This is a genomic window from Denitratisoma sp., assembly GCA_032027165.1.
Classification (GTDB): Bacteria; Pseudomonadota; Gammaproteobacteria; order Burkholderiales; family Rhodocyclaceae; genus Desulfobacillus.
This window is the reverse complement of the sequence record JAVSMO010000001.1, coordinates 3,219,207-3,233,848: the sequence shown is the minus strand read 5'-3', so window position 1 is coordinate 3,233,848 and position 14,642 is coordinate 3,219,207. Positions and strand designations below refer to the sequence as shown.

The following is a 14,642-nucleotide window of genomic DNA, read 5'->3' as shown; positions in this document are numbered from 1 at the left end:
GCTTTAGCAGAAAATGTGCCAACGCCCGAAAAAGGGGAGGTCATTGTGGCACAAGGGAGAACCCGGCAAGCCGAAAAGAAAAATGCACCAAAGTAGTGCGCAATAAATCAATGGCGCACTACTTTGGTGCGATCCGGCAATTCAGGGAGATGGCGCGAAATACGGGGTCGCTACTCAATTGCCCGGCAATACGCTGTTCCAGCCGGTTCATGCGCGCCAAATCCTGGCAGGTCTCGAGCGGCAGGAAAACTTCCGCCTCGACCCGGTTCCCAAGATAGTGCAGCACCGTTTTCTCGATCCCTGCCGCTTCCTCCCCCAGCAAAACATGCAGGTGCGCCATGAGCGCGTCGCGATCCGGCAGGTCGGCGCCGCTGCTCATCAGTGCCTGATCCTCCTCGGCATCAATGTGCACCAGCACATCGGCCACCTCGGGATGCGCGTCCAGCACGCGCTGGCGGGCTTGCTCGCCAAGACGATGGCCCTCGGACACGCTGATGCGCGGATCGACCAGCACATGCGCATCGACCAGCGCCTGATGGGCCATGCGCCGCGTCCGCAGTTCATGCAGGCCCAGCACGCCGGGCGTGTCCAGCAACGTCATGCGAATCGCCTCTACCTTCTCCTTGTCGAGTCCGGTGTCGATCAGCTCCTGCAGGGATTCCCAGGCCAGCTTGAGGCCCATGCGCAGGATCATGAAGCCCATGATCGCTGCCGCCAGCAGATCGAGGAATTTCCAGCCCATGAGGGCGCCGGCGATGCCGACCACCACCACCAGCGCCGAGGCGGCATCGGCGCGCGTGTGCCAGGCGTTGGCCGCCAGCATGGGCGAGCGCAGGCGTTCGGCGACGCGCAGCAGATAGCGGAACAGGACTTCCTTCGACGCCGCCGTGAAGATCGCCACCCACAGGGCCAGCAGCTCGACCGGCGGCAGTTCGGCAACATGCTGCAGGCGCAACGTTGCTTCCCAGAGGATGCCAAAGCCGATCGTCGCCAGCGAAGCGCCGAGGATCAGCGTGGCGGCCGTCTCGACGCGGGCGTGGCCGTAGGGGTGCTCGCGGTCGGCCGGGTGACTGCCCTGGCGATTGGCATAGAGGACGAGAAAATCCGACAGCAGATCGGAGAAGGAGTGCAGCCCGTGGGCAATCAGCGATTGCGAGTGGGCCACCCAGCCGACGACCAGCTGGGCAACGGTCAGGGCCAGGTTGAGCGCCGCCGAGATCCAGGTGGCCCGATTCGCCTCGCGGTAGCGTTGCGGATCGACCGGCCCGGCACGCAGCAGGGATTCTTCGACGGACATGGGGGCTTCACTTATACTTGTTTCGTCATTCTAATCGCCGCAGCCGCAATGGGAAAACTCAGCGACATACTGGCCCTGGCGCAGAAGCGCGCCCGCGAACTTGGCCTGCCCTATGAAGGCGCGCTCACGCCGGCGGAAGCCTATGAGGTGCTCCAGCTCGCGCCGGGTGCGAAGCTGGTGGACGTGCGCACGCGCGCCGAACTGGATTTCGTCGGCCGCATTCCCGGCGCGGTCGAGATCGAATGGCAGTTTTATCCGGGGTACGCGGTGAACACCCATTTCATGGCGGAACTGAAGCAACAGGTCGACCCGGAGTCGCTGGCGCTGTTCATCTGCCGCAGCGGCCACCGCTCGCACCGTGCCGCCGCCCAGGCGACCGAAGCCGGCTTTCCCGACTGCTACAACGTGCTGGAAGGTTTCGAAGGAGACAAGGACGCGAAAGGGCACCGCGGCAAGGTGGGCGGCTGGCGCGCAGCCGGCCTTCCGTGGCAACAAAGCTGAGGGATTCCTTCCCAAATTTGTTAAATTAGGCGGCTTGCAAACCCGCAAGCCCGGAATACCCGCAAAACATGCAAGCAGCCATTCAGTTCGACCGTTTCAACACCCTCGCCGACGCGGACGCGCAGGAGCGCATTCTCGCTGCGCGCGCGCGGCTCGGCAGCCGCGCCGTCCTGCTTTGCCACCACTATCAGCGCGCCGACGTCTACCGTCACGCCGACCTCACTGGCGACTCGCTCAAGCTGTCGCGCCTGGCGGCGCAAAGCGATGCCGAATTCATCGTCTTCTGCGGCGTGCATTTCATGGCCGAGGTGGCCGACATCCTCTCGAAACCGGAGCAGGTGTCGATCCTGCCGGACCTCGCCGCCGGCTGCTCGATGGCCGACATGGCGAACCTGGCCAAGGTGGAGCGCTGCTGGCGCGAACTGGAAGCCGTCGTCGGCGATCCCGACAAGCTGTTCACCCCGGTCACCTACATCAATTCCAGCGCCGACCTGAAGGCCTTCTGCGGCGAGCACGGCGGCATCGTCTGCACCTCCAGCAATGCGCCGAAGATTCTCGAGTGGTCGTTCGCGCAGCGGGAAAAGGTGCTGTTCTTCCCCGACCAGCACCTCGGCCGCTGGAGCGGCCACAAGATGGGCATCCCGCTCGAAGAGATGGTGGTGTGGGATCCTGACCTGGAAAACGGCGGCCTCACGGCCGAGCAGATCCGACGCGCCCGCATCCTGCTGTGGAAGGGCCACTGCTCGGTGCACCAGATGTTCCAGGCCGGCCACATCCTGCGCTTCCGCAACGAGCATCCTGACGGCCTGGTCATCTCCCATCCCGAATCGAATTTCGACGTCTGCCGCCTGTCCGACCACGTCGGCTCGACCGAGTACATCATCAAGACCATCAAGGCGGCGCCGGCCAACACGCGCTGGCTGGTCGGCACCGAGCTGAACCTCGTCAGCCGCCTCGCCGAGGAAGTGAAGCCGGAAGGCAAGGTCGTGCAGTTCATGGCGCCGATGGTCTGCATGTGCTCGACCATGGGACGCATCGACCCGCAGCATCTGGCCTGGTGCCTGGAGAACCTGGCCGAAGGCAATGTCGTCAATCGCATCTCGGTGCCGGCGCACGAGGCGGAACTGGCGAAAGTGGCCCTCAACCGCATGCTGGACGCTTCGTAAGAGTTCGTGGTCAAGCCCGCCGTCACCCGCCGCCAGACAAGTCCGTCGGGCGCCGCAACGCGAGCACCGGTGCGCAAGCTGCACGTGTGCACCTACAACATCCACAAGGGCTTCTCGCAGTTCAAGGCCCGCATGATGATCCACGAGCTGCGCAAGCGCCTGCACAGCCTCGGCCCGGACATCGTCTTCCTGCAGGAAGTCCAGGGGCTGCACGAGGGCCACGCCGAGCGTCACCACGACTGGCCCGAGGAAGGCCAGCATGATTTCCTTGCCGACGGCGTCTGGCCGGATACGGCCTACGGCGGCAACGCCATCTACGACCACGGCCATCACGGCAACGCCATCCTGTCGCGCTTTCCCATCCTGTCCTCGCACAACCAGGACATCTCCGAGCTGAAATTCGAGCGGCGCGGCATGCTGCACACCGAAATCGCCGTGCCCGGCTGGGAGCAACCCCTGCATTGCGTCTGCGTGCACCTCGGGCTCACCGCGGCCGCGCGGCGCCGCCAGATGCTGGCCCTTGCCGAGCGCATGGAAGAAGTCAGTCCCGGCGACACGCCGCTCATCATCGCCGGCGACTTCAACGACTGGCACAACCGCGCCGGCAACCTGATCGCGGAACGGCTCGGCATGGTCGAGGTCTTCGGCGGCATCAACGGCCAGCCGGCGCGCAGCTTCCCGGCCACGCTGCCGATGTTCAGGCTGGACCGCATCTACGTGAGGGGCTTTGCCATCGAGCGCTCCGAAGTGCATTTCGGCCGCCCCTGGTCGAAGATCTCCGACCACGCCGCGCTGTCGGCGCACATCGCCGTCGAGTAAGCAGCGGGGATGAAAGCCGAGTTCCTTCCCGGCAACCGCATCACCCTGCTCGAAACCGGCAGTGCCTACTTTCCTGCGCTGCTGGAAGCCATCGACGCCGCAACGGACGAGATCCACCTCGAAACCTACATCTTCGAAGACGACGAGACCGGTCGCCTGACCGCCGCGGCCCTCTCGCGCGCCGCCCGCCGCGGCGTGAAGGTCCGTGTGCTGGTGGATGGCTTCGGCGCGCGCGAATTCCCCGCCAAGCTGATGCCCGCGCTCGAAGCGTCCGGCGTGCGGGCATTGGTCTACCGAAGGAAGATTTCGCCCCTGACGCTGCGCCGCCAACGCCTGCGCCGCCTGCACCGCAAGCTGGTCGTCGTGGATGCCCGCCTGGCCTTCGTCGGCGGCATCAACATCATCGACGACGCGCATGCGCCGGGCCAGCCGCCGCGCTACGACTACGCGGTGCGCGTGGAGGGCCCGCTCATCGCGCCCATCCACGCCTCGGTCCACCAGCTATGGAAACTCGTGGCCTGGGCCAATTTCCGGCGCCGACTGCGCGTGCTCATCCACGCCCCGGTGATTGCCGACCCCTGCGGCAGCATGCGCGCTGCCTTCCTGGTTCGCGACAACCTGCGCCATCGCCGCGACATCGAGGAGGCCTACCTGGAGGCCATCAAGGCGGCAAGCAAGGAAATCTTCCTGGCCAATGCCTACTTCCTCCCCGGCATCCGTTTTCGTCATGCGCTCATGCACGCCGCGCAACGCGGTGTCCGGGTCACCATCCTGCTGCAAGGGCGCGTGGAATACCTGCTGCAGCACTATGCATCCCAGGCGCTCTTCGACGCACTGCTCGGCGCCGGCATCCACATTTTTGAGTACCACCTCAGCTTCCTGCATGCCAAGGTGGCGGTGATCGACGGCCAATGGGCCACGGTTGGGTCCAGCAACATCGATCCTTTCAGCCTGCTGCTCGCACGCGAAGCGAATGTCGTGGTGAGCGACGAGGCCTTCGCCGGGGAGCTTCGCGCCAGCCTGGAAAGCGCAATCGTCGGCGGCGCCAGGGAAGTGAAGCGCGAGGACTGGCAGCGCAAGCCTTGGCCGCACCGCCTGGCCAGCTGGATGGCCTATGGCCTGGTGCGCCTGATGATCGGCATCGCCGGCTATGGCGGCAGGCACTGAATTCAGGCCTGTCCAAAGCGCCGGCGATGGGCGCATAATTGAAGCCAAAATAATTTACCCGGAGGATGCTCAGGGCGCCATCCGGGGAAAACTGTTGCAGGAGCAGGCACCCGATGACGGCTCAAGGCATTGGCGCGGGCGCAGCACCCCGCTCGGTACGCGTCATTTACATCTCGCGAACGCTGTCGTTCGCCTATGCGTTCGGCGTGCTGGCGCTTCTCGCCTGGCAGCGCGACATGGGGGGCCATATCTGGATCGGCCTCGCGCTCCAGTTCCTTGCCTACCCGCATATCCTGTATGTGCACTCACGGCAGGCGGCGGATCCCAAGCGGGCCGAACTGAACCACCTCTGGCTGGACTCCTTCCTGCTTGGCGCCTGGCTGGCCCTGTTCGGCTTCTCCGAATGGATCGCCTTCGGGCTGGTGCTGGCGACCACGCAGAACAGCATCGTCTTCCGCGGCCTGCCCGGCTTTGCCGGCAGCCTGTTTCTGTTCTCCGCAGGCGCTCTCCTCGTCGGCGCAACTACCGGATTCCGCTATGAACCCGAAGTGGGCCAGGCGGTATTCATCCTCTGCATGGTCGGCTCGCTCGCCTATGCCTGGATGATCAGCTATTTCGTCTTCCACAACAGCCGCAAGCTGGCCAAGGCGCAGAAGGACGTCCGTCGCAGCGAGGAACGCTATCGCCTGATCACCGAAAACGTGGGCGACCTCGTTGCGTTGCTCGACGGGGAGGGGCGCTGGGTCTATTTCAGTCCCTCGCACAGCCTCTATCTCGACGACGCGGCGCTGCGTATCGGCGGCGATGCCTATGCCTGCCTGGCGCCGGAAGACCGCCCCCGGCTCGCGGCGGCGGTGCAGGAAGCGATGGCTCACGGCACGCCCTTCGAACTGAGACTGCACTTGCCGGCCAGGGACGGCCGCACACGCCTGCTGAAGAGCATCGGCCGCGCGGTCGCCGGCGCCATGGGCTTTCCCGCGCATGTCGTCCTCGTGTCGCGCGACATCAGCGAGCTTTGCGATCAGCAGGAGCGGCTGGAGGTGGCGGCGCATGCCTTCGACGAGATGACGGAGGCCATCATGATCTGCGCGGCCGACGGCACGGTGGTCACGGTAAACGAGGCCTTCTGCCGCATCACCGGGCTGGCCGCCGGCGATGTGATCGGCAGCTCCGAGCGAAACACCCGCCTGGCCTGCCAGCCCGCGTCGTTTTACGACGAACTGTATGCCACGGTCGAGCGCGAAGGCCGCTGGACCGGCACGACATGGAGCCGCCGCAAGGACGGCTCGCTCTACCGCGAATGGCGCAACGTCAGCGCCATTCGCGACCATGCGGGAAACGTCACCTATTTCGTCAGCCTTTTTTTCGAGCTGGATTCGCGGGACGCCCACACGGCCCCGCCGGTGGCGCACCTGGCGATGCGCCGGCGCTGAATCAGCGCCCTGCCGGCGCCGGGCAGGGCGGTCGCCGGGACGAGACGATGCCGGTGTTCACGCCGAACCAGCTCAGGCCGCCGAAGAGGCGCGCGTATTCGATCTTCACGCAGCGGTCCATCACCACTTCCAGCCCGGCCGCCTCCGCCCTGCGCGCCGCCTCGGGGTTGATCACACCGAGCTGCATCCACAGCACCCTGGCGCCGATGCCGATCGCCTCGTCCGCGATGGCAGGAATATCTTCTGCACGGCGAAAGCAGTCGACCATGTCTACCTTTTGCGGCACATCCCGCAGGGAGGGATAGCATGCCTGTCCCAGCACCTCCTTGTAGGCGGGATTGACGGGGATCACCGTGTAGCCGTGTTCGAGCATGTACTTGGCGGCGAAATAGCTTGGCCGATGCCAGTTGGCGGACAGGCCCACCACCGCGATCGTGCGGTTCTGCGTCAGGATGCGGCGCAAGCCGGCAACATCATCGATCATTCCAACCTCGTCTGTTCATGAATAGGCGGCCGGGGCGACGGCAGTGCGACAGCGTGGCAGCCCCTTCCGATTCCAGTGCATTATCGCCCAGCGCCACAGGCTGTCCAGGTCGGCTTCTGGCAAGGCGGCGGGTGGCTGCTGGCCGAGAAATGCCAGCGCGGCCGAAAGCGCTGCCTGCGGTCGTAAGTCTTCGACCGGCTTCGCCCGTGTCTGCTTCGACAGCTTTTCCCCCGACGCGTTGACTGCGGCCGGCAGATGCAGATAGCCTGGCTGTGCCAGGCCGAGATGCCGCTGCAGGCAGATCTGGCGTGGCGTCGAATCGATCAGGTCGGCGCCGCGCACAACGTGCGTCACACCCTGCTCCGCATCATCCACCACTACCGCCAGTTGGTAAGCAAAATAGCCGTCGGCGCGCAGCACCACGAAATCGCCCACCTCGGCGGCCAGGTCCTGGCAGTAAAGACCCTGGAGTGCATCCTCGAAGCAAACCTGCCCGGGCTCGACCTTGAGCCGCCAGGCGCGCGCCTCGCGGCCCTGAGGCAGGCCATTGCGGCAAGTGCCGGGATAGCGTGGCGCCCCGTCGACGCCGATGATGGAATCGGCGACTTCGCGCCGGGTGCAGGCACAGGCAAAGACGGCGCCGGCGAGGCGCAGGCGCTCGAACGCCGCCTGGTAATGGCGCTTGCGCCGACTCTGACAGGCAACCTCACCATCCCAGGCGAAGCCAAATCGCTCCAGGGTGCGCAGGATGGCACCCGCCGCGCCGGGCACTGATCGCGGTTCGTCCACATCCTCCATGCGCATCAGCCATTTGCCGCCCGCCGCACGTGCGTCGAGGCAGCTTCCCAGGGCTGCCACGAGAGAGCCGAAATGCAGCGGTCCCGTCGGCGAAGGCGCAAAACGCCCGCAATATGCCGCTGCGGAAACCTCCTTCGGAATCATGCCCGGATGATAGCGCAGCGCGGCTCAGCCGGCCGTCGGCCGGGATCTGCCGCTGAGGGGAAGCGTGACGCTTTTCACGGCGACTCATGACATTTGCGAGTAGCATCGCTGCTCGATCGTGCGGCGACGCATGATGGCCGACTAACCACAGAGGGGGAGATGCGTGTCGGAGCCGTACCGGCTTGAGAACTGGCAGACGGGCGTCAGCATGGCGTGCCATGCCGAGCGCGTGCGGCTGTTGTTCAGGCTATCCGGCACCTCCATCGCCGCCTCGCTCGCCGCCGCCCTGCTTGTCGCGGTCTGGCTATGGCCCATCGCCTCCCGCGGCGCGCTGTTCATCTGGTTGTCCATCATGTTCTGCAATATCGGCGCCCTGATCTGGATGCAACGACGCTATCGCGCGCAACGGCCTCGCGTTGAAGAAGCGCCGCGCTGGGAGCGCTGGTTCTCGGTCAAGACGGCGGTCGGCGGCCTGCTCTGGGGCATGGCGGCCTGGTTGTTCGCTCCCCAGGTGGGGGAATCCGCACACCTCTTCATCGTCCTTGCGCTGTGCCTGGTCTGCCTGGGCGCTACTGCCCTGCTCGCGCCTTCGCGTCCCGCCTATTACGCGTTCATAGCTCCAATGGTGCTGCCGGCGGCAATTTTTCTGCTATCCGGCCAGCCGGACGGTTTCGCTGCGACAGGCTGGGCCGTGTTGATCTACCTCGCGGTGCTCGTCGGCGCGCATGACGTCCTGCACCGGAACCTGGTCGACACCTTCCGCGGACGCTACGAAAGCGAGGCGCTCGCCGCAGAGCACAAGGTGATTCTCGATTCCGCCGCAGAAGCCATCGGCCTGCTCAGACCGAACTACCTGGCGAAATGCAACCGGCAATGGTGCGCTCTGTTCGGTTATGAAATGGACGAGGCCATCGGCATGCCGGCCTGGGCTTGGTGGCCGAGCTATGAAGAGTGGAGCCGGTTCGCCCGCGACTGCATGGCGCCCGTCAGCGAGGGCAAGCCCTATAGTGCCATCGTCCAATTGCGCCGCAAGAGCGGCGAATTGTTCTGGGCGGAAATCAGCGGCATGGCGGTCGACCCAGACAATCTTGACTTTGGCGTGGTGTGGATGGGAACGGACATCAGCGACCGGCTACGCACCGAGGCGGAACTGAAGGCCAGCGAACAGCGTTTCCGCGACCTGGTTTCACTCTCCACCGACTGGTACTGGGAGCAGGACGCCGAGTTCCGCTTCACCCGCTTTAGCGGACCGGCCCTGGAGAAGATCGGCATCGACCTCAGTACGATTCTCGGAAAATCGCGATGGGAAATAGGTCAGTTCGACGGGGTCACGCCGGAACAATGGCAGGACCACCAGGAAACCCTGCGGGCGCATCTGCCCTTCCGGGATTTCATCTATGAAATCCGGCCGCCCTCGGGGGAGCGGCGCTGGTTTTCCATCAGCGGCAATCCGGCCTTCGACGAGAACGGCGATTTTGCCGGCTACCATGGCGTCGGCACCGACATCACCGAACGCGTCCATGCCGCCGAGCAATTCCGCCATCTAGCCCATCACGACACACTAACCGGCCTGCCCAACCGGCGCCTGCTTGGCGATCGGGCGGAGCAGGCGTTTGCGCTAGCCAAGCGAAGCGGCCATCTCGTCGCAATGCTGTTGCTCGACCTCGACGACTTCAAGATCATCAACGATACCGACGGCCATTCGGCGGGCGACACCGTGCTTGTCACCATCGCCCAGCGTCTGCGCGGCCTCGTGCGCGAAATCGATACCGTCGCCCGCCTCGGTGGCGACGAATTTGTCATCCTGCTTCAGGAAATGGGGCACCCGAGAGACGCCACGCGAGTGGCCGAAAAGATTATCGAGGCAGTGCGGGAGCCGGTCGAGGTCGGCGGACGTCAATACCTGCTGGGCGTCTCGGTCGGCATCGCACATTTTCCCGAGCACGCTCCCAACATGGAAGGCCTGATGCAGAAGGCGGATATCGCCATGTATCGCGCCAAGCAGGCAGGCGGTGCCGCCTATCGCTTCGCCGACGGCACCACGGCCGCCGATAGCTCAGCGTCCTTGCATCCGGCCGGACAGGCCCCGGAAAACAAGACTACACATTGAAGCGGAAGTGCTGTAGTCATCACACTGTTTTTCAATCGCTTTTCCGCTATATGCCGTTTTCATTTTAGCTTCCGTACCCGCTTCCGTACCCGCTTTGCGGCATGCGTGCCGCAACCCTCCCCCTGCAACCCACCCCCACCCCCCCGAAACTCCCGCTCGAAAAAATTTGCCTAGGCGTCCGGTGTCCGGTGAAGAGACTGCAGAGATTTACACCCCCCCTACCCTTGCTCACACAACCCCGGCCAGCGCTCAAGCGCCGGCCTCGGGTCTGGATCTCCCGCAGCAGGTAGATAGGCCGGGCAGCGCTGCAGCAGGAAGCGCGGCGGGCTGTAGGGCAGGCGTGCCACGATCTCCCGGCGGATCGCCGCCAGGCAGCGGCCCGACTCCGCCAGGTTGCGGCAGCAGGCGCACGGCCGGCGGTTGTCTTCCTGGTCATCGAACACCGCAGGCCTGCCGCTGCGCAGACGCAGCCACTCGAACTGCTCCCGCGATTCCAGCGCCATACCGAAGGCCTCGGCGCGATCCGCCTCCGTGTCGTTCTCATGGGTGAAGACGCTGGCCACCAGGAATGCGGCTTGCGCTCGCTCGGCCTCCTGCGGCTGCCAGGGTAGCGTTTCGACGGCGCGAAGTTCGTCCGTGCGCCGCGCCGCACGCGCGCCGGCTTCCATCGGTTTTTTTTCTGACCCTGTATTTTGCGGTGGGGCAAGTGGGGCAGGTGGGGCAATCGCCCGGAAACCCGCGCCAGTGCTTGATCTACGTTGCCCCACTTCATCCGAAAACGCATGGGGCACGGTGGGGCGCGGTGGGGCGGAATCGTCGCAGGACGTAGCACCACCCGCCCCAGGCTGCCCCGCCGGCGGCGGAAAGAGAGTGTCCAGATCAAGCATCGTCGTCTCCGAACAGCGCCGGCAGCACGTGGTACACACGGCGCCGGCCTTCGCCGGGCAGCTCGATCTTGGGGGTATGCGCGTGCTTCTCCTCCTTGGTTGTCTCGATCATTTCACGCTGCGACAGCAGGCGCGCAACTTCACGGGGATCGAAGCCTTTGCATACCTCGCTGCGCCACACCTGCGGGTAGACGTACCACTCGGTGCGGTCCTCGACTTCATCGTGTCGCCTGAAGCCGGCCTTGTTGATGACGCGTGGCGCATGATCGTCCTTCGTTGCCGGCCTCTCCCAGTCGGCAAAGCGTGCCTCTCCGTGCCGCTCGAAGAACTCCCGTACCTGCGCCAGCATGGCGCGCTCTTCCTGGTTGCTCTCGCCGCCGCGCTGCGACAGCCAGGCCTTGAGGCAGGCGCCGGCCGCCTGCAGCGCCTCGCCCGGCTGCCAGCCGGTCAAGCCCAGTTTCGTTGCCAGCTCGCCGGCGCCCGCCACCAGGGCGAAGCGTCCCGACACGCGCATTGCCTGCCCGCCGGCCTCGCCGGTGAGGTATTGCGCTTCGAACTTGCGCTGCAGTTCGCGCAGCAGCCCCGGCAGCGCATCAAGCTCGGCGATGATCGCTTCAAGGAACGCCGGCCAGGCCGTGCCGTAGTAGCGGCGCGTTGCCTGGTCGAGCGTCTTGGCGAACTCGCTGCCGTTCGCCTGGCCGCGCAGATCCTCGAAGCAGCCAAGGCCTGCGCCGGCATCGGAAGGAATTTCGCACAGGCGGATTTCCTGCCCGGCGCGGGTGCGCTTGCCGGCTTCCGCCATGTGTTCGGCCAGGCCGATCTCGCCGGCCGACTGGAACAGCACGCGCCAGTTCGCCCGCTCACGCAACGTGCCGGTTCTCGCCGCCCGGCTCTTGCCGCTGCCGTTGGCGAGCATGTACGCCACCTCGCCCGCCGCCCGCGGATCGAGCTGCGCCAGTTCGTCGAGCAGCAGAGGCGAATCGCAATGCTGCAGCGCCATCGCCTCAAGCCCGTTGTCCGTCGCACGCCAGCGCTGCATGAATTCCGGCCCGCCGCACACGCTGGCTGCCACACGCAGCAGCGTCGTCTTGCCGGCCGAGGAGCCACCGCGATAGTGGAAGCCGCCGCCCTCGGCGCCGGCCGGGTGCAGCAGTGCCGAGGCGAAGGCCGCCGACACGGCGAACACCAGGCGAGAATTGCCGGCGCAGGGCTTGGCGACGTGTTCCCGCCAGGCGTCGAGCGTGCCCTTGCTCTTGAAAGTGTTCGTACCCGGCGCGTCGCTCTGGAAAATCACTTCCTCCTCGGCGGCGCCGATGCTGCGGTCAGGCAACACGAAGACACCGCCTTCGTGCCAGCCGGTGCGGTCCGTTACGCGGGCGCGCTTTTCCGGATTCGCCCGCTTCAGATAATCGATCAGATGCGACTCGCTCTTGTGCGCCGGGATGAAGCCCCGGTCGAGCAGCAGCGCCAGCGCTTCGGCGCCCTCGCCCTTCAGGAAGGCGTGCGGGATGATGACACGGTGCCGCTTCCAGTCCCGATCATCGAAGGCCAGCAGCAGGCCCCAACCGCAATTCGAGTGATCGCGCACCAGGGCGACGACTTCCAGCGGCGGCGATATCCAGCGCGGCGATTTCTCGGGCTCATGCAGCCACAGGCCGCGCTCGTTCAACTCGAAGCGCCGGCCGGATTGCGCCTTCGCAGCCGGAGCATCCGCCTCCGCCGGCGCCGAATCCCGGCCGCTGCGCGGCTTTCTGAGGGCAGTTGATGCCGAGGCATCTCCCAAGGCCTGCAACGCCGCCTGGATCGACTCCTTGATCTTCGCCGCCCCTTCCCGCTGCGCCAGGTCGTTGAAGTCGGTCGGCTCGCCGGCCAGGTCGGCGAACTCGGGCACGGCCAGCTCGGCGCCGGCCGCTTCCGCCGCCTCGCGCCCTTTCGTCACGCCCGGATTGCCTTCGGTGAATTGATCGTTGTCGACGCAGACGACCAGGCGCGCCTCGGGATATTTCACCCGAAGCACCTCGGCAACCGGCTTCAGGTTGCCGCAGTCGAAGGCCACAGCAACGGCATGCCCGGTCGCTTCATGCAGGCTCGCGCCGGTGGCGTAGCCTTCCGCCACCAGGATGACGCCGGCCGGCTTGCCGATGGCGTGATAGCAGCCGCGCTTCTCGCCGCCGGGCAGAAAATCCTTGTCCCGCCCCAGGGCCGCATCCCGCTCGGGGAAGATCGCCTGCAGGCTGTGCAGCGTGCCCTTGCTGTCGCGCATCGGCACCAGCAGCGCCCCATCGATGCGCCGTTCCTGCCACTGCCCGCCCTCGGCCTGGTGCCAGGCGCGCCAGGTTGCCGCCTTCAGGCCGTGCCCCTTGACGCCCTTGCGCTGCAGGTAAGGGTGCGCATCGTCGCAGGCCTTGGCGCCCCTCCAGATCGCCGCCGCGCGCTTGCGGGCATCGGCCTTGCGCTTCGCCTCCTCGGCCGCCTTTGATCGCTCGGCCTCCTCCATGCGTTGGCGATGCGCCGTCCGCTCGTCCTCGGAGATCTCCCGCTCCGCCTTCAGGCACCAAGTATGCGTTTCCCAGCCGCCGCGATGGGTGCCGAACCAACCCGCCGGCACGCCATCGGCGTACAGGCAGTAGGTGCCGTTCTTCGTGCCCGCCTTGTCGCCAGCGACGTAGAAGCGATGCGGCTGGCCATCGGCTTCGATCTCGTCGTCGGTATCGATGCCGGCCTCTCGCATGGCGGCGCGGAAGGCCGCAACTATGTCCACTCGGATCATCTCGCGCGCCCTCAGAGATCGAGAGGGTTGGCCGATTGCCACAGATCGGCGGCGCCGGGATCAACGCCGGTGCGCAGGATCGCCGCCGCCCGCTCCGTAAGGCGCGCATTCGTGAGCGCGTCGACATTCGCGATGATGGCCGGCAACCGCTCGGGCCGGTGCAGGACGATTTCCAGAAACTCACCCATCCGGCACAGGAAGGCGCCGCGCACCGCGTCCGCCTTCGGCGACAGCGGCAACAGACCGTCAGCAATTTCCACGATCAACCCCTGCGCCGGATCGGCGACGAATCGCTCGCCTGGCGCGAGCGGCCAGGGCCGTGCCAGCTTCAGGCAGGCATCGCCAATCAACCCGCCCAAGGCGAAGATACCCATGCCCAGCGTGTCGACGGAACCGTCCGGCATCGGCGCCGGCGCCTTGCCGATGACGTGGAAGGCCATGTAGCGGAAGTTGGGGAACTGCCCGGCGTTGGCGTGCCCACCTTCCCCGATGCGGAAGGTATGGTCCGGCAGTGGCGTGGGCTTGTTCAGAAAATCCTCGATGCCCACCAGGAAGGGCGGTCGTTCAACCATGCTGGCGCCCCTCCATTCGCTCGGCGACCCGTTCGGCGAGAAAGATCAGTGCAGACGCTTGCACGAATCCCGCCACCAGCACCGGGTGCCTGGCCGCAAAGCCGGCGCCGAACTGCAGATCGATGCAATGCTCGGCCGATTCCAGGAAGCTCATCGCCGTATCGCCGGCACTGACTTCCAGTTCGCTGATATTCACGCCAGCGGGCGCGCTCTGTTCTTGTTCCCTCATGGCCGCCCCCTACGCCTGCGTTTCGGGATTCGGCGCTGACGCACCAGCACGCTGCGCCTTGCGACTTTCCTTGATCCGCTCGGAGATGAAGCGGTCGATTTCCTCAGAGGGAAACGCACTGGCCCGCTCACCAACCTTGATCGGCGGCGCGATGCGCCCGGCTTTCACTTCGCGGTACAGCTGGGAAACGGAAATTCCGCAACGCTTCGCAGCATCGCGGGGACGTTCGAGAGTTTGAGACATGTTTCGCTCCGTTGAGTGTGGC

Annotated in this window: 14 protein-coding genes; 6 read left to right on the top strand and 8 right to left on the bottom strand. The window is 65.8% G+C overall.

Annotated elements, in window-relative coordinates; translation table 11 throughout:
- Positions 1 to 118 precede the first annotated feature (118 nt).
- Positions 119 to 1,297, bottom strand: coding sequence for a cation diffusion facilitator family transporter (locus ROZ00_15825; GenBank protein ID MDT3737698.1), 1,179 nt, complete (start codon positions 1,295 to 1,297; stop codon positions 119 to 121).
- A 48-nt stretch (positions 1,298 to 1,345) separates the two neighbouring features.
- Here ROZ00_15825 and ROZ00_15820 point away from each other — a divergent pair, with 48 nt between their 5' ends.
- The 5 genes from ROZ00_15820 (at position 1,346) to ROZ00_15800 (ending at position 6,383) form a co-directional block, all read left to right on the top strand.
- Complete coding sequence (locus ROZ00_15820; protein MDT3737697.1) at positions 1,346 to 1,798, top strand: rhodanese-like domain-containing protein; 453 nt, start codon at positions 1,346 to 1,348, stop codon at positions 1,796 to 1,798.
- A gap of 68 nt (positions 1,799 to 1,866) precedes the next feature.
- On the top strand, positions 1,867 to 2,964 hold the full coding sequence (gene nadA, locus ROZ00_15815; protein MDT3737696.1) for a quinolinate synthase NadA: 1,098 nt from the start codon (positions 1,867 to 1,869) through the stop codon (positions 2,962 to 2,964).
- 69 nt (positions 2,965 to 3,033) lie between these two features.
- The gene (locus tag ROZ00_15810) at positions 3,034 to 3,783 is read left to right on the top strand and encodes an endonuclease/exonuclease/phosphatase family protein (GenBank protein ID MDT3737695.1); all 750 of its coding nucleotides are present in this window, start codon (positions 3,034 to 3,036) and stop codon (positions 3,781 to 3,783) included.
- 9 nt (positions 3,784 to 3,792) lie between these two features.
- Positions 3,793 to 4,950 carry a cardiolipin synthase ClsB gene (gene clsB / locus ROZ00_15805; GenBank protein ID MDT3737694.1) on the top strand — a complete coding sequence of 386 codons (1,158 nt, stop codon included), beginning with the start codon at positions 3,793 to 3,795 and terminating at the stop codon, positions 4,948 to 4,950.
- A 113-nt stretch (positions 4,951 to 5,063) separates the two neighbouring features.
- Positions 5,064 to 6,383 carry a PAS domain S-box protein gene (locus tag ROZ00_15800; GenBank protein MDT3737693.1) on the top strand — a complete coding sequence of 440 codons (1,320 nt, stop codon included), beginning with the start codon at positions 5,064 to 5,066 and terminating at the stop codon, positions 6,381 to 6,383.
- A gap of 1 nt (position 6,384) precedes the next feature.
- Here the strand turns inward: ROZ00_15800 and ROZ00_15795 are convergent, their stop codons facing one another.
- Positions 6,385 to 6,867: a CoA-binding protein gene (locus ROZ00_15795; GenBank protein ID MDT3737692.1), complete on the bottom strand. Its 483-nt coding sequence runs from the start codon at positions 6,865 to 6,867 to the stop codon at positions 6,385 to 6,387.
- A gap of 15 nt (positions 6,868 to 6,882) precedes the next feature.
- Entirely contained in the window at positions 6,883 to 7,809 is a 927-nt protein-coding gene (gene gluQRS / locus ROZ00_15790) for a tRNA glutamyl-Q(34) synthetase GluQRS (GenBank protein ID MDT3737691.1), read from the bottom strand.
- A gap of 163 nt (positions 7,810 to 7,972) precedes the next feature.
- Between gluQRS and ROZ00_15785 the strand changes: the two genes are divergently transcribed.
- A complete protein-coding gene (locus ROZ00_15785; GenBank protein MDT3737690.1) occupies positions 7,973 to 9,919 on the top strand; it encodes a sensor domain-containing diguanylate cyclase in 1,947 nt (648 codons plus the stop codon).
- A gap of 218 nt (positions 9,920 to 10,137) precedes the next feature.
- Here the strand turns inward: ROZ00_15785 and ROZ00_15780 are convergent, their stop codons facing one another.
- The 5 genes from ROZ00_15780 to ROZ00_15760 form a co-directional block, all read right to left on the bottom strand.
- On the bottom strand, positions 10,138 to 10,482 hold the full coding sequence (locus ROZ00_15780; GenBank protein ID MDT3737689.1) for a hypothetical protein: 345 nt from the start codon (positions 10,480 to 10,482) through the stop codon (positions 10,138 to 10,140).
- A gap of 316 nt (positions 10,483 to 10,798) precedes the next feature.
- Positions 10,799 to 13,576 carry a DUF927 domain-containing protein gene (locus ROZ00_15775; GenBank protein ID MDT3737688.1) on the bottom strand — a complete coding sequence of 926 codons (2,778 nt, stop codon included), beginning with the start codon at positions 13,574 to 13,576 and terminating at the stop codon, positions 10,799 to 10,801.
- Positions 13,577 to 13,587: 11 nt separating this feature from the next.
- The gene (locus ROZ00_15770) at positions 13,588 to 14,148 is read right to left on the bottom strand and encodes a hypothetical protein (protein ID MDT3737687.1); all 561 of its coding nucleotides are present in this window, start codon (positions 14,146 to 14,148) and stop codon (positions 13,588 to 13,590) included.
- Entirely contained in the window at positions 14,141 to 14,377 is a 237-nt protein-coding gene (locus ROZ00_15765; protein MDT3737686.1) for a hypothetical protein, read from the bottom strand. Before ROZ00_15765 ends, ROZ00_15770 begins: the two co-directional genes overlap by 8 nt.
- Positions 14,378 to 14,386: 9 nt before the next feature.
- The gene (locus ROZ00_15760) at positions 14,387 to 14,620 is read right to left on the bottom strand and encodes an AlpA family phage regulatory protein (GenBank protein ID MDT3737685.1); all 234 of its coding nucleotides are present in this window, start codon (positions 14,618 to 14,620) and stop codon (positions 14,387 to 14,389) included.
- Between the last annotated feature and the right edge of the window lie 22 nt (positions 14,621 to 14,642).

What these genes read in the sequence shown, in the direction of transcription:
- ROZ00_15825 (MDT3737698.1), bottom strand. Translation starts at nt 1,297, where the DNA reads ATGTCCGTCGAAGAATCCCTGCTGCGTGCCGGGCCGGTCGATCCGCAA.
- ROZ00_15820 (MDT3737697.1), top strand. Translation starts at nt 1,346, where the DNA reads ATGGGAAAACTCAGCGACATACTGGCCCTGGCGCAGAAGCGCGCCCGC.
- nadA (MDT3737696.1), top strand. Translation starts at nt 1,867, where the DNA reads ATGCAAGCAGCCATTCAGTTCGACCGTTTCAACACCCTCGCCGACGCG.
- clsB (MDT3737694.1), top strand. Translation starts at nt 3,793, where the DNA reads ATGAAAGCCGAGTTCCTTCCCGGCAACCGCATCACCCTGCTCGAAACC.
- ROZ00_15800 (MDT3737693.1), top strand. Translation starts at nt 5,064, where the DNA reads ATGACGGCTCAAGGCATTGGCGCGGGCGCAGCACCCCGCTCGGTACGC.
- ROZ00_15795 (MDT3737692.1), bottom strand. Translation starts at nt 6,867, where the DNA reads ATGATCGATGATGTTGCCGGCTTGCGCCGCATCCTGACGCAGAACCGC.
- gluQRS (MDT3737691.1), bottom strand. Translation starts at nt 7,809, where the DNA reads ATGATTCCGAAGGAGGTTTCCGCAGCGGCATATTGCGGGCGTTTTGCG.
- ROZ00_15775 (MDT3737688.1), bottom strand. Translation starts at nt 13,576, where the DNA reads ATGATCCGAGTGGACATAGTTGCGGCCTTCCGCGCCGCCATGCGAGAG.
- ROZ00_15770 (MDT3737687.1), bottom strand. Translation starts at nt 14,148, where the DNA reads ATGGTTGAACGACCGCCCTTCCTGGTGGGCATCGAGGATTTTCTGAAC.
- ROZ00_15765 (MDT3737686.1), bottom strand. Translation starts at nt 14,377, where the DNA reads ATGAGGGAACAAGAACAGAGCGCGCCCGCTGGCGTGAATATCAGCGAA.
- ROZ00_15760 (MDT3737685.1), bottom strand. Translation starts at nt 14,620, where the DNA reads ATGTCTCAAACTCTCGAACGTCCCCGCGATGCTGCGAAGCGTTGCGGA.